Annotated in this window: 13 protein-coding genes and 1 riboswitch; of the genes, 7 read left to right on the top strand and 6 right to left on the bottom strand. The window is 63.0% G+C overall.

The window, feature by feature from the left end; translation table 11 throughout:
* Positions 1 to 35 precede the first annotated feature (35 nt).
* The 4 genes from NKH38_RS13260 to serA all read left to right on the top strand — a co-directional run bounded on the left by NKH38_RS13260 (position 36) and on the right by serA (position 4,889).
* A complete protein-coding gene (locus NKH38_RS13260) occupies positions 36 to 851 on the top strand; it encodes an outer membrane protein (protein WP_023728610.1) in 816 nt (271 codons plus the stop codon).
* Between the two features lie 230 nt (positions 852 to 1,081).
* The gene (locus tag NKH38_RS13255; RefSeq protein WP_352760960.1) at positions 1,082 to 1,852 is read left to right on the top strand and encodes an outer membrane protein; all 771 of its coding nucleotides are present in this window, start codon (positions 1,082 to 1,084) and stop codon (positions 1,850 to 1,852) included.
* 201 nt (positions 1,853 to 2,053) lie between these two features.
* A complete protein-coding gene (locus NKH38_RS13250; RefSeq protein WP_352760957.1) occupies positions 2,054 to 3,229 on the top strand; it encodes a phosphoserine transaminase in 1,176 nt (391 codons plus the stop codon).
* A gap of 58 nt (positions 3,230 to 3,287) precedes the next feature.
* Positions 3,288 to 4,889 (top strand): phosphoglycerate dehydrogenase, encoded by a 1,602-nt coding sequence (serA, locus tag NKH38_RS13245; protein ID WP_352760954.1) that lies wholly within the window; start codon positions 3,288 to 3,290, stop codon positions 4,887 to 4,889.
* A 64-nt stretch (positions 4,890 to 4,953) separates the two neighbouring features.
* Here the strand turns inward: serA and NKH38_RS13240 are convergent, their stop codons facing one another.
* A complete protein-coding gene (locus tag NKH38_RS13240) occupies positions 4,954 to 5,418 on the bottom strand; it encodes a DUF2231 domain-containing protein (RefSeq protein WP_352761371.1) in 465 nt (154 codons plus the stop codon).
* Positions 5,419 to 5,523: 105 nt separating this feature from the next.
* Positions 5,524 to 6,429, bottom strand: coding sequence for a DMT family transporter (locus NKH38_RS13235; protein WP_023834649.1), 906 nt, complete (start codon positions 6,427 to 6,429; stop codon positions 5,524 to 5,526).
* Between the two features lie 209 nt (positions 6,430 to 6,638).
* Here NKH38_RS13235 and NKH38_RS13230 point away from each other — a divergent pair, with 209 nt between their 5' ends.
* Positions 6,639 to 7,937: an adenylosuccinate synthase gene (locus NKH38_RS13230; RefSeq protein ID WP_023684197.1), complete on the top strand. Its 1,299-nt coding sequence runs from the start codon at positions 6,639 to 6,641 to the stop codon at positions 7,935 to 7,937.
* A gap of 76 nt (positions 7,938 to 8,013) precedes the next feature.
* A complete protein-coding gene (locus tag NKH38_RS13225) occupies positions 8,014 to 9,672 on the top strand; it encodes a hypothetical protein (RefSeq protein WP_352760950.1) in 1,659 nt (552 codons plus the stop codon).
* Between the two features lie 26 nt (positions 9,673 to 9,698).
* Here the strand turns inward: NKH38_RS13225 and NKH38_RS13220 are convergent, their stop codons facing one another.
* Genes NKH38_RS13220 through NKH38_RS13205 form a run of 4 tightly spaced genes read right to left on the bottom strand, consistent with a single transcriptional unit; the run spans position 9,699 to position 12,777 of the window.
* A complete protein-coding gene (locus NKH38_RS13220) occupies positions 9,699 to 9,998 on the bottom strand; it encodes a CcdB family protein (RefSeq protein ID WP_023707245.1) in 300 nt (99 codons plus the stop codon).
* Positions 9,998 to 10,240, bottom strand: a complete 243-nt coding sequence (locus NKH38_RS13215) for a type II toxin-antitoxin system CcdA family antitoxin (RefSeq protein WP_023693600.1) — start codon at positions 10,238 to 10,240, stop codon at positions 9,998 to 10,000. The genes NKH38_RS13220 and NKH38_RS13215 overlap by 1 nt, the downstream gene beginning before the upstream one ends.
* 55 nt (positions 10,241 to 10,295) lie before the next feature.
* Entirely contained in the window at positions 10,296 to 12,116 is a 1,821-nt protein-coding gene (locus NKH38_RS13210; protein ID WP_352760946.1) for an ABC-F family ATP-binding cassette domain-containing protein, read from the bottom strand.
* Between the two features lies 1 nt (position 12,117).
* On the bottom strand, positions 12,118 to 12,777 hold the full coding sequence (locus tag NKH38_RS13205; RefSeq protein ID WP_023690494.1) for a thiamine diphosphokinase: 660 nt from the start codon (positions 12,775 to 12,777) through the stop codon (positions 12,118 to 12,120).
* A gap of 162 nt (positions 12,778 to 12,939) precedes the next feature.
* A riboswitch (TPP riboswitch) is annotated at positions 12,940 to 13,054 on the top strand.
* A gap of 43 nt (positions 13,055 to 13,097) precedes the next feature.
* Here NKH38_RS13205 and thiB point away from each other — a divergent pair.
* Positions 13,098 to 14,105 carry a thiamine ABC transporter substrate binding subunit gene (thiB, locus tag NKH38_RS13200; protein ID WP_352760942.1) on the top strand — a complete coding sequence of 336 codons (1,008 nt, stop codon included), beginning with the start codon at positions 13,098 to 13,100 and terminating at the stop codon, positions 14,103 to 14,105.
* Position 14,106: the final 1 nt, after the last annotated feature.

Raw genomic sequence — 14,106 nt, 5'->3', positions numbered from 1 at the left:
TTGGACTTTCCCGACGGTTCTCAGGGGTGACAAACATGTTCAATACAGCAAAAAAGGCCCTCCTTGCCGCGCTGTTCGCAGGTGTGGCCGGGCCAGTATTCGCCGCCGATCTGGCGGAGCCGCCGGTGGTCGAAGAGGCGCCGGCGCCGATCGCCTACGAGCAGCCGGCCGATTTCGGCGGCTGGTACATCCGCGGCGACATCGACTATCATAAATCGGATTTGCGCGGCATCGACTATATCACCTACGGGCCGCCTCCCGGCAGCAATGTTTTCGATTCCGGCGAGCTTAAGGGCGGCTTCTCACTCGGCGCCGGCATTGGCTACAAGATCAACGATCATTTCCGTACCGACCTGACAGCCGACTATTGGTTCGCTTCGGACTTCAACGGATCAACCAACGATGGCGTTACGACATCGGTCGAAGTGTCGAAAATGAGCGCATTGCTGCTCTTGGCCAACGCCTATTACGATATCGGCACCTGGCACGGCATCACGCCTTATGTTGGCGCTGGCATCGGCGGCGCGCACGTCAAATGGGATACCGTCCACGACCCGAACACAACCGAGACCAACCCCGGGTCGAAGAATTGGCGCTTTGCCTACGCGCTCATGGCCGGCGCGTCCTATTGCCTTACGAACAGGGTGATCCTGGATGCCGGCTATCGCTACTCTCACATTGAGGGGGGCCGCATGTTCGACTTCGACGTGAGCAGTTCCGGGCCCGGCTTCGACCATGGCATCAACACACATGAGGTACGAGGCGGTCTGCGCTATCAGTTCGGCGGCAATAATGGTTGCACATCGCCGGAGCCCTACGTTCCAGAGCCGGAGCCGATCTACACCAAGTAGTCGCTTCGAAATCCAGGAATTCGCGAACCGCCCGGTCTTGCCGGGCGATTTTCGTTTGCGGATGCTTGCGCGTTTTCAACCGACCGCGTGTGCCGAAGAAATCCAATCGAAATCAATTCGGTAACGCTCCGTTATCCTTAACCCTGACTTAACCACTATGGTTAACAATGCTTGGTGAAACGGCGCTTGCGATCAAAATGACGGGCGCCAATTTCAGGAGCCGGGGACCCATGAATTTCAAATCGCTGACAGCGCCGGCGCTCGCCGCACTCGTCCTTGTGCCGCTGACGCCGGCGCAGGCCGCGGACTACGATCCGCCGATCTATGTCGATCAGGCGCCGGACTATCAACCGGTCGAGGTCGGCTCGGGCTGGTATCTGCGCGGCGACGTCTCTTATCTGGCGCAGAAGAGCTACGAGGATCAGGATTTCACCTTCGCCCCCGCGAGCTTCAGCGAGAAGCAGGATCCGGCCTTTGCCAGCATCGGCTTCGGCTACCACTTCAACGACTATCTGCGCGGCGACGTCAATCTTGGCTATCTGCCCGGCAACAACATCGGCGTCGGCTTTGACGATTCGGCGACGCCGCCGCCGGGTGGTGCGACCATCGCGTCGGCATCGCTGCAAAATTATTCCCTGTCGGGCATGGTCAATGGCTATGTCGATCTCGGCACTTATGTCGGGATCACGCCCTACCTCGGCGCCGGCATTGGGCTGGTCCGGAGCAAATACAAGCTGTCGGCGAGTTACTTCACCGACAATGTCGACCCTACGGATGATTTCGTCCGGAACGACAACAAGACCCAGTATTCCCTCGCCTACACGCTGGATGCGGGCCTGGCCTATCAGGTGACCAAGAATGTTTCTGTAGATCTCGGCTACCAGTACTTCTCCGCGCCGGATGCCGAATATGTCACGGCCGAGAGCCTGACCTCCTATCCGATCCGCAAGGGCATCAGCAATCATCAGGTCAAGCTCGGCCTGCGCTACGACCTCTGGTAGGAAGCTTGCTGTTCGGAAGCCCAACGGCGGATCTCTTCGATCCGCTGTTTGCGTTTTAGCCCACGACATGCTGATCCCGTATCGCCGGTATCCCGCCAGCGACAAAAACTTTCCTCTTGACGCCTGAGGGCTGAACGCATATCGCCGTCCGTGGGCCACCCCTCCCCAACGAGGGGCCACTATCTGGAAGGATAGACCACGATGACGACGCATACGAAGCCCGGACTCCGTCCGGCAAACCCCAATTTCTCCTCAGGTCCCTGCGCAAAACGCCCCGGCTGGTCGGTCGAGGCACTGAAGAATGCTGCGCTCGGCCGTTCCCACCGCGCCAAGATCGGCAAGACCAAGCTCGAACAGGCGATCGAGCTGACGCGCGAGATTCTCCAGGTTCCGGCCGATTACCGCATCGGCATCGTGCCGGCGTCGGACACGGGTGCTGTCGAGATGGCGCTGTGGTCGCTGCTCGGTGAACGCGGTGTCGACATGGTGGCATGGGAAAGCTTTGGCTCCGGCTGGGTCACCGACGTGGTCAAGCAGCTGAAGCTCGCCGATATCAGAAAGGTCGAGGCAGGCTATGGCGAACTGCCGGATCTCACCAAGATCGATTTCGACCGCGATGTGGTCTTCACCTGGAACGGCACGACCTCAGGCGTGCGCGTGCCGAATGGCGATTTCATCCCGGCGGATCGCAAGGGCCTGACCATCTGCGATGCCACCTCAGCGGCATTCGCGCAAAAGCTCGATTTCCAGAAGCTCGATGTCGTCACCTTCTCCTGGCAGAAAGTGCTGGGCGGCGAGGGCGCACACGGCATGCTGATCCTGTCGCCTCGCGCCGTCGAGCGACTGGAAACCTACAAGCCGGCGTGGCCGCTGCCGAAAATCTTCCGCCTGACCTCGGGCGGCAAGCTGATCGAAGGCATCTTCAAGGGCGAGACCATCAACACGCCGTCGATGCTGTGCGTCGAGGACTATCTCGATGCGCTTCATTGGGCGAAGTCGATCGGCGGTCTCGATGCGTTGATTGCCAGAGCCGATGCCAATGCCGCCGTGCTCGATGGTTTTGTCGACAAGTCGTCCTGGCTCGGCCATCTCGCGGTCGATGCGGCGACACAGTCCAACACGTCCGTGTGTCTGTCCTTCACCGACGCCGATGTCGCGGCGCTCGACGCCGACGGGCAGGCGGCTTTCGCCAAGGCGATCGTCTCTGTGCTCGACAAGGAAGGGGTCGCCTACGACATCGGCTCCTATCGTGACGCACCTTCCGGTCTGCGCATCTGGTGCGGCGCCACCGTCGAGACCTCCGATCTCGAAGCGCTGCTGCCTTGGCTCGACTGGGCCTTCGCCACGCAGAAGGCTTCGCTGAAGGCCGCAGCCTGAGATTTCGTGGTGGCCTGCGGGCCGCCCTTTCCCGACAATCCAATTCAAGGAGGCCGCCATGGCGCCCCGCGTTCTCGTCTCTGACAAACTCTCCACCACCGCCGTCCAGATATTCAAGGACCGCGGCATCGAGGTCGACTATTTGCCCGATCTCGGCAAGGACAAGGAAAAGCTGCTTGAAGTCATCGACCAGTATGATGGTCTTGCCATCCGCTCGGCGACCAAGGTCACGGAAAAACTGATCAACGCCGCGACAAGACTCAAGGTCGTCGGCCGCGCCGGCATCGGTGTCGACAATGTCGACATCCCCGCGGCGAGCCGCAAGGGCATCATCGTGATGAACACGCCTTTCGGCAATTCGATCACCACAGCCGAACATGCGGTGGCGATGATCTTTGCACTCGCACGGCAGATCCCGGAGGCCAATGCCTCGACCCATGCCGGCAAATGGGAAAAGAACCGCTTCATGGGCGTCGAGATCACCGGCAAGACGCTGGGTGTCATCGGCTGCGGCAATATCGGCTCGATCGTCGCCACGCGCGGGGTCGGCCTGAAAATGCATGTCGTCGCCTTCGACCCGTTCCTGTCGGACAAGCGCGCCGAGGAACTCGGCGTCGACAAGGTCGAGCTGGACGAGCTTTTCGCCCGCGCCGATTTCATCACGCTGCACACGCCGCTGACCGACAAGACGCGCAACATCATCGACGCGGCGGCGATCGCCAAGATGAAGAACGGCGTGCGCATCATCAATTGCGCGCGTGGCGGGCTCATCGTCGAGGCCGACCTGGTCGCGGCGCTGAAGAGCGGCAAGGTGGCGGGCGCCGGCGTCGATGTGTTCGAGGTCGAACCGGCGGAAAACAATGCGCTGTTCGGCATGGAGAATGTGGTGGCAACGCCGCATCTCGGCGCCTCGACAGCGGAAGCGCAGGAAAACGTTGCGCTGCAAGTAGCCGAGCAGATGGCCGACTATCTGATCAAGGGTGCGGTTTCGAATGCCATCAACATGCCCTCGATCACGGCCGAGGAAGCACCGCGGCTGAAGCCGTTCGTCAAGCTCGCCGAAGTGCTCGGCGCCTTTGTCGGCCAGGTCACCGAGGACCCGATCAACGAGGTCGAGATCCTGTTCGATGGCTCGACCGCGACGATGAACACGCGTGCCCTGATCAGTGCCGCGCTTGCCGGACTGATCCGGCCGCAGGTCGCCGACGTCAATATGGTGTCGGCGCCCATCATGGTGAAGGAGCGCGGCATCATCGTCGCCGAGGTCAAGCGCGACAAGTCGGGCGTGTTCGACGGCTACATCAAGCTGACGGTGAAGACCGAGCACATGACGCGCTCGATCGCCGGCACCTGCTTCTCCGACGGCAAGCCGCGCTTCATCCAGATCAAGGGCATCAATCTCGACGCCGAGGTCGGCCAGCACATGCTCTACACAACCAATGCCGATGCGCCCGGCATTATCGGCCTGCTCGGCACGGTGTGCGGCGAGAACTGCGTCAACATCGCCAACTTCCAGCTCGGCCGCAACCGGCCGGGCGGCGACGCGATCGCGCTGCTCTATCTCGACGCGCCGTTCCCGGAGAAAGTGCTGGAACAGGTCAAGGCGCACAAGTCCATCGACTCAGCCAAGCGGCTGCAGTTCGACGTCAACGCAATGTAGTTGACGGCTTGGCGGATGCGGCGGTCCTCCCCCCATCATTGGGGCGGCCGTCGCAGAGGCCGGTTCAGGTCAATTCGTCTGAGCCGTCGGAGACGCCCACGCGATGCCGATAGACCAGTTCCCAGCCCTTCCACCCTGTAAACAGCAGGATCAGAACCACGATCAGCGATAAGATAAAGCCGGTCGGGATCACAGCCGCCGCTCCAGCGACATAACGCGAGTACCAGTTATAAAGCTCGATCAGCACGACGAGAGCGTTGCCGCCGGCATGGAGCCATGCCGTCGTGAGATTGCGGATCCGAACATCGCCGAGAACATCCGTCAGGCCGGTAAGAGCGGCCAAGGCGCCCATGATCAGGCCGGCGCCGAGAAGCCAAAGCGATCCGGTGACCCACCCTGGATCGGCTGTTTGCCAGAAAATCAGATCGCAAACGAAGGTGCCGACAAAGAAGGCGATCGGAAACGGAATCAGCATTGGATGAATGGGGTGACCGGCAATGCTTGCCGTGCTGCGAGGGTTGTGGCTCATCTTGTTGCCTCCCTCCCCAGCAAACTCCGCCAGAGGTAAAATGTTCCAGGTCGGCGCGCGGCAGCAGTTATCGCGACGGCGGCGCAGCGCGGCAGCGGCCAAATGTTATCCGCGGCGGTTCGGTGCCGCCATCTTGCGCCCGCTGTATTCGGCGAGCGAAATGCCGCCCAGCACCAGGACGAGCGCCAGCGCCTGGTAGAGCTGGAATGTCTCGCCGACGATCAGCACTGACAGCAACGTGCCGAAGATCGGCACCAGATTGATGAACAGCCCGGCACGGTTGGCGCCGATCAGTTCGTTGCCCCGGATGTAAGTGATCTGCGAAATGACCGAAGCGCCGATCGCGGTATAGACGATGACCACCCAGCCGCTGATATCGGGGACGATAACCTTGCCGGCGGCGACCTCCCACAGGAAGAACGGCAGCGAGGTGATGAGGGCAGCGATCGCCAGGGACAACATCAGGCTCTGCCAGCGCATGACCGGCTTCAGCCGCAGCCCGACCGAATAACCGCTGTAGAGGACGACCGCGACCAGCATGATGGCGTCGCCGAAATTGAGTTCCAATGTGAGCAGCCGGCGCGGATCGCCGTGGCAGGCAGTCAAGATGACACCGAAGATGGTCAGCACCACGCCCGCAATCTGAGCCCAGCTCACGCGCAGGCGGAAGAAGAAGAAATTGGCAACGATGATCAAGACCGGCATCGCCGCCTGTTCGATCGAGACATTGATCGCGGTCGTGTAGTTGAGCGCGGTGTAGAAAATGGTGTTGAACAGAGTGAAGCCGCTGGCGCCAAGTGCAGCCAGCACGAACCAGTGTTTGCGCACCACCGGCCAGTCCTCCCTGATCGTGCGCCAGCCGATCGGCAGCAGGATCGCAACGGCCAGCACCCAGCGCAGGAAGACCAGCGTCATCGGCGAGACGTGATCGACCGCCAGCTTGCCGGCGACGGAATTGCCGCCCCACAACAAGGTAGTCAGCAGCAGGAACAGGTAGGCGCGTCGATGCATTGCGGGATTCCGGCCGCTTGGGGAGTTGTGTTTGCCGGCCTATTGCCCCCGCCGACGCAAGTAAATGATGTCAAAGCCGAAAATTGTTGTGCCTCAGGGCATTTTCGGCGGCAAAGAAAGGTCGCGCTTGCGAGGTCTTGACGCTATAGAGGCCTGTCGTTTCGAACCATATCCAGGCCGCCAGGGCGGCATCTCAAGGGAAAAGAAACATGGCCAATGTGGTGGTCGTCGGCTCGCAATGGGGCGACGAAGGCAAGGGCAAGATCGTCGACTGGTTGTCGGAGCGCGCCGACGTGGTCGTGCGCTTCCAGGGCGGCCACAATGCCGGCCATACGCTGGTCGTCGATGGCAAGGTCTACAAACTGTCGCTGCTGCCGTCGGGCGTGGTGCGGCAAGGCAAGCTGTCGATCATCGGCAATGGCGTCGTCTTCGACCCGCACGCCTTTGTCGCGGAAGTGGCAAAACTCAAGGCGCAAGGCGTCGAGGTCACGCCGGACCGCCTGAAAATAGCCGAAAACACGGCGCTTATCCTGTCGCTGCACCGGGAGCTGGACGGATTCCGCGAGGACGCCGCCTCCAATTCCGGGACGAAAATTGGCACGACGCGTCGTGGCATCGGCCCAGCCTATGAAGACAAGGTGGGCCGGCGCGCGGTTCGGGTGATGGATCTGGCGGATTTGGAAACGCTGCCTCTCAAGGTCGACAGGCTGCTGACGCATCACAATGCGCTGCGTCGCGGGCTTGGCCATGGCGAAGTCACGCATGAGGCGATCATGACCGAGCTGACCTCGGTCGCCGATGAGATCCTGCCCTATATGGACCGCGTCTGGAAAATCCTCGACGACAAGCGCCGCGCCGGCGAACGCATCCTGTTCGAGGGCGCGCAAGGCACGCTGCTCGACATCGACCACGGCACCTATCCGTTCGTCACCTCGTCCAACACCGTTGCCGGCCAGGCAGCCGCCGGCTCGGGGGTGGGCCCCGGCGCCATCGGCTATGTCCTGGGCATCACCAAGGCCTATACGACGCGTGTCGGCGAAGGCCCGTTCCCGACCGAGCAGAAGAACGAGATCGGCGAATTTCTCGGTACGCGTGGCCACGAATTCGGCGTCGTCACCGGGCGCAAACGCCGTTGCGGCTGGTTCGACGCCGTGCTGGTGCGCCAGGCCGTCGCCGTCAACGGTATCAAGGGCATCGCCCTGACCAAACTCGACGTGCTCGACGGGCTGGATGAGATCAAGGTCTGCACCGGCTACCGTCTCGACGGCGAAACGATCGACTATCTGCCGGCCAGCCAGGGCGCGCAGGCGCGTGTCGAGCCGGTCTACGAGACGCTCGAAGGCTGGAAAGGCACCACAGCCGGCGCGCGCAGCTGGAACGACCTTCCGGCGCAGGCCGTCAAATATGTCCGTTACATCGAGGAGCTGATCGGGGCACCCGTCGCGCTCCTTTCCACCAGCCCGGAACGGGACGACACGATACTTGTGACCGATCCGTTTCAAGACTAGTTTTCTGAAGCCTTTCCGGGCATCGCGGCCGATTTGCGGGGGCCGGCGCGGAAACAAAATACAGGTCGACTGAAGCATGGCAGATTTCGTTGCTATTCTGAAAAAGGCGCTCGACAAGCACGGCGACGAAGCGCCCGAAAAGCGTACGCGGATCTATGACAGCGTTCGTACCATGCTGGCGAAGAAGCTTGCGGAGTATTCGCCGCCGCTGGCCGCCGAAGCCATAAGCACGCAGAAGCGATCCCTGGAAGATGCCATCTCGAGCGTCGAGCGCGACTATGCCAGGGCACTGCCGGCATCCGATCCGCTGGCGGAGCTGGAGCACATCTTCTCCTCCATAGACCGCAACAAGAACCAGTCCAGTCATGTAAAGCCTTCCGCCACGCCTGCGCCGGCCTGGCAGCCGGCGAAACCCGTGCAGCCGGCGCCGACCACCAGGACAGAGCCGAGCTGGCAGAGGCCCGCTCCGACACCGCCTCCGCCTGTGGCGCGTGCAGAAACCATCGACAAGCAAGCCGCGGAGCTGGACGCCGACGACGATAGCGCCGATGTCTTTGCCAATGACGAGCAGCCGGCGGCGGACACGTTCCAACGCCTGCGCCCCGCCGAGCGCAGGCGCAGCTATGGCGGGTTGATCGCGGCTGTCGTCGCGCTTTTGGTGGTGGCCGGCGGTGGCTATGGCATCTGGCTGAACAAGGATGCCTTTGGCTCGATGCTGGGCCTCGGCGGCGACACCAAGACGGTCTCGACCGAACCGCTGGTAAAGCCGGCGCCGGCCAAGCCCGCGGCCGATGCACCCGCACCGGCTCCTGCCGGCGAGGGAACGAAGTTCACCCAGCGCCTGTCGCCCGAAGGCGGTGAGACCGATCCCGGTCCCGCGGCCGGTCAAAGCGGCATCGGCGAGGGCGAGTCCGTCGCCGCGCTGACCACGCCGCCACCCCCGGCTCCAGCGCCACCTGCGGCTCCAGCGCCTGCGACCCCGCCGGCCGGCGACGCCGCAGCCACGGGCGCGCCCGCCACGCCGGCGCCCGACGCTTCCGCCACGCCACCGGCAACGCCGCGCGCCGATGGCGTCGCTCCGCCGGCCAACGGGGCAGCACCGGCTGATGCCGCCGCCACGCCGCCCGCGGCCGGCACGCCGCCCGCTGCGCCGGCGGCCGCCGCTCCCGCGCCGACCGTTGCGGTCGGCCAGAAGGCGATCTTCTACGAGGAACGCACCTCGACCGCGCAAGGTTCGGCCGAACCCGGCAGCATCGTCTGGTCGCTGGTGCAGGAATCGCCCGGCGGCGACCTGCCGCCCGAGCCGGCGATCCGCGCCGAGGCGACCATTCCCGGCAAGGACATCCAGCTGCGCATGACCATCCGCCGCAATACCGACCAGACGCTGCCGGCCAGCCACATCATCGAGATGATCTTCCTGACGCCCGAGGGCTTTGACGGCGGTGGCGTCGACAACATCCTGCGCGTCGCCATGAAGAGTTCGGAACAGGATGCCGGCAGCCCGCTGATCGGCATTCCGGCCAAGATCGCCGACGGCTTCTTCCTGGTGGCGCTCAACGACACCAAGGCCGACGAGGACGCCAATATGACCTTGCTTCGAGGCCAGGACTGGATCGACGTGCCGGTGGTCTACAAGACCGGACGCCGGGCGCTGCTGACCATGGAAAAGGGCATTCCGGGCGAGAAGGTGTTCGACGAGGCGCTGAAGGCCTGGCAGGCCAAGACGGCAGGTTGACGGGCGGCAGTAGCGGCTGCCTTCGCTCAGAAGCCCTGGAACAGCATGTCGAGCGCGGCGACGATGTCGTCGTGATGTCTAGAAAGGTTTCCCTCTGGCATCCGCAATTCGGACGCGCTGAAGGCCGACACAAACTGTGTCACCATCACAAGATCTTTGCCGTTTATAGCGAAGGTCGGGTTCAGGCGGCGGCCAGGAAGCGGGGCAATCTCGGGCGGCATCAAAGGAACGACCACCGTCGTGCTCAGCCCTTCAAGCATATCTGACTGCACGTCGAGAAGATAACCGTCGCTCTCGGTACTCCGATAGAAATCGTAACGCGCCATCAGAACGGCCGGTGTTTAGCCAATGGCAGTCCGTTCTTTCGGACATATTCGTTGGAGCTTTCGATGGCTTCCCTGTTTTCTTCTTGCCATCGACGCGTTTTCTCCGCCGCAATCGCTTTCGCGATCCCTGCTTCGGCAGCGCGGGAGATGTTGATGCCCAACGCTTTGGCGTCCTTGATCAACTGAGAGTCAATGGACGTGTTCACAGAGGTCCGCTGAGTTTTTGGCGTCGATTGAAGCACGGAGATGCCTCCTTTCATGCGCACAACATACGCGCATAAAAGACCGCAGGCAATGCTACCCCTCCATCTCCTCACGCAGCATTTCCAGTTCCAGCCACTCTTCCTCGAGTGCGGCCAGCGTGGCGCGTTCTTTGTCGAGGGCGGCGATGGTCTTTTGGAACGAGGCCGGGTCGCGCTCGTAATAGGCGGGATCGGCAATGTTGTTTTCCAACCGCGAGATCGAGGCCATTATCGCCTCGATCTTCTTGGGCAAGGATTCCAGAGCGAATTTCTGCTTGAACGACAGTTTCTTAGACGGCCCTTTTGGCGCTGCCGGCTCGCTCTTGCCCGGCGCCGGCGCATCGCTGGCTTCGGCCTTGGCGCGCGCCTTGCGGTCGTCGAGCCGGGTGCCGCCGCGCTGCGCGAGCATGTCGGAATAGCCACCGGCATATTCGATCCAGCGGCCGCCTCCGTCCGGGGCGATGATGCTGGTGACGGTGCGGTCGAGGAAGTCGCGGTCGTGGCTGACCAGGATGACCGTGCCGGCAAAGCCGGCGACAAGTTCCTGCAACAGTTCCAGCGTCTCCATGTCGAGATCGTTGGTCGGCTCGTCGAGCACTAGAAGGTTGGCCGGCCGCGCCAGAACACGCGCCAGGAGCAGCCGCGCCCGTTCGCCGCCGGACAGCTCGCGCACCGGGGTGCGCGCCTGTTCCGGCTTGAACAGGAAATCCTTCATGTAGGACACGACATGGCGCTGCTCGCCATTGATGACGAGGTTTTCGCCGCGCCCGTCCGTGAGATACTGCGCCAGGGTCTCGGCCGGATCGACCGCCTCGCGCTTCTGGTCGAGCGTGGCGATTTCCAGATTGGTGCCGAGCCGCACCGAGCCGGCGTCGGGCTTCATCCCGCCGGTGAGCATCTTCAACAGCGTCGTCTTGCCGGCGCCGTTCGGCCCGACAAGGCCGATGCGATCGCCGCGCTGGATGCGGGTCGAGAAGCCTTTGACCACGGTGAGGTCGCCAAAGCTCTTTTCGATGTTCTTGGCCTCGATCACCAGCTTGCCGGATTCGGCGGCGTCGCTGGCCACCATGGTGGCCGAGCCCTCGGCGCCGCGATGGCCGCGAAAACGCTGGCGCATGGTCTGCAGTTCGCCCAGGCGGCGCATGTTGCGTTTGCGGCGAGCCGTCACGCCATAGCGCAGCCAATGCTCCTCGCGCACGATCTGGCGGCCCAGCTTGTGCTGTTCGCGCTCTTCCTCTTCCAGCACAAGGTCGCGCCATTCCTCGAAATGGCCAAAGCCCTTGTCGAGGCGGCGGGTCTGGCCACGGTCGAGCCAGACAGTGGCGCGCGAGACGCGTTCGAGGAAGCGTCGGTCGTGCGAGATGACGATCAGCGCCGAAGACGTCCGGACGAGCTCCTCTTCCAGCCATTCGATGACCGACAAATCGAGATGGTTGGTCGGCTCGTCAAGCAGCAGAATATCGGGTTCGGGCGCCATGACGCGGGCAAGTGCTGCGCGGCGCGCCTCGCCACCGGAGAGATCGTTGGGGTTCTCCGTGCCGGCGAGGCCGAGATGCTCCATCAGATATGTGGCGCGGTAGGGATCGTCGGCAGGCCCAAGCCCAGCCTCGACATAGGCACGCACATTGGCAAAGCCGTTCATGTCGGGCATTTGCGGGAGATAGCGCACCGTTGCCGAAGGCTGGCGGAAGACCTCGCCGTCTTGCGGCTCGATCAGACCGGCGGCAATCTTCAGGAGCGTCGACTTGCCGGAGCCGTTGCGGCCGACGAGCGCGATCTTGTCACCGGCGGACGCCGTCAGTTCGGCGCCATCGAGCAGCGGCGTGCCGCCAAAGGTCAGTCTTATCCCGTCGAGGTTGAGAAGGGGCGGGGCCATGTCAGCTTTCAGGCAAGGGGTAGGGGTGGGCGAGCAGCAGCGCGCGGCCATGGCCGAGCGCGATTTCGAGGCCGCCCCCGGTCGTGTTGGACTTGACCTCGTTCGAGATGGTCAGCGACGAGCCGAACACGACCTCGACATGGTCGAGCGGCCACTTCGCGCCGGACACGGTGAGGCCCGAAAGATCGGAAAAGCCGAGCACCGAAAACAGCGTTCCGTCGGCATAGTCGAAGCCGGCCTTGCCAGGCAGCAGAGGGGCGCCTTCCTGCGCTCCGCTGGTCAACAGCAATTTTGTGCCGGCCTCGGCCAGCCGCAGGCTGAGCGCCAGATGGAGGAAGGCGTGGTCGGCGCGCTTGCCGCCGAAAGCGCCGGCCAGCACCAGGCTGGTGGCGCCGCGTTCCAATGCCGCCGCGATCGCCAGTTCGCCATCGGTCTTGTCCTTTTCGGGAGGAAACACCTCCCGCGGCACGGCGGCGAGATCGGCAGGCAGGTCCGCCGGCACGGAATCGAAATCGCCGACCCACAGCTCCGGCATCACGCCGAGCAGGCGGGCATGATCGATGCCGGCGTCGGCGGCGATGACGCGCGTGCCCGCGACCTGGCGGTCGAGCCGCGGCGTGCGGACGAGATCGCCGCCAAGCAGGATGGTGAATGTGCTCATATCCGCTGGCCCTTACCAGCCCCGCCGACGAAACGGAAGGCCGAGCGGCACCGTCACTCTTTGTTGGAGCATGATCTTTTTCCGGAAACGGATTCCACTTTCCGGGATCATGCTCGGGCAAACTTCCACTTGCGTGGCACCTTGGCCGGGCCTATGTGTCGAAACGCTCTAACGGGGTGCCGGACGCGATCTTCGCGGACCGGCTGAGAGGCAGTCTCGCCAACCCGCTGAACCTGATCCGGTTTGTACCGGCGGAGGGATTAGACGCTTCGGACAGCCCGACGCCTCAATTCCTTTCAACACGAATGAAGGAGGCGCCGATGCGCATGTTTTTGTCCCGTCTTGTCCCAGCGCTGGGGCTTGCTGTTTCGCTACTGGCAAGCTCTGCGTCCGCGCAGGAAAAACTCACGATCTATACCTATGAGAGTTTCACTGCCGACTGGGGTCCGGGCCCCCAGGTGAAGAAGGAATTCGAAGCCGAGTGCGGCTGCAGCGTCGACTTCGTCTCGGCGGCCGACGGCGTCGCACTTCTCAACCGCGTCAAGCTGGAAGGAGCCTCGACCAAAGCAGATATCGTGCTTGGCCTCGACACCAACCTCACCGCGGAAGCCAAGGCTTCCGGCCTGTTTGTCCGACATGGCGCGGTGGCTGAAAACAACGTGCCGGGCGGCTGGAGCGACGACACTTTCGTGCCCTATGATTATGGTTATTTCGCCGTCGTCTACGACACCGAGAAGCTGAAGAACCCACCGAAGAGCCTGAAGGAACTGGTCGAGGGCGATGCCGCCGACAAGATCGTCATCCAGGATCCGAGGACGTCGACGCCGGGCCTCGGCCTGCTGCTGTGGGTCAAGTCGGTCTATGGCGACAAGGCGCCGGAAGCCTGGGCGAAACTCAAGGGCAAAGTGCTGACGGTGACGCCGGGCTGGAGCGAGGCCTACGGCCTGTTCACCAAGGGCGAGGCGCCGATGGTGCTTTCCTATACGACGTCGCCGGCCTACCACATGGTGGCCGAGAACACCGGGCGCTTCCAGGCGGCGTCGTTCGAGGAAGGCGAGTATCTGCAGGTCGAGGTCGCCGGCATCACCACCACGGGCGCGAAGAACCCGCTGGCGGCGAAGTTCCTGGCCTTCATGACCGGGCCGAAATTCCAGGATGTCATTCCGGAGACCAACTGGATGTTCCCGGCCGGGAAAACCGACAAGCCGCTCAATCCGGCTTTTGATAGGCTGGTCAAGCCGGCGAAGACCTTGCTGTTCAGCCCGGAAGAGGTCGCGGCAAATCGCAAGGCCTGGGTGGATGAATGGCTGGCGGTGATGAGCAAGTAGG

The sequence above is a fragment of the Mesorhizobium sp. M1078 genome (assembly GCF_040318615.1).
Taxonomy (GTDB): Bacteria; Pseudomonadota; Alphaproteobacteria; order Rhizobiales; family Rhizobiaceae; genus Mesorhizobium.
This window is presented reverse-complemented; position numbering and strand designations above follow the sequence as displayed.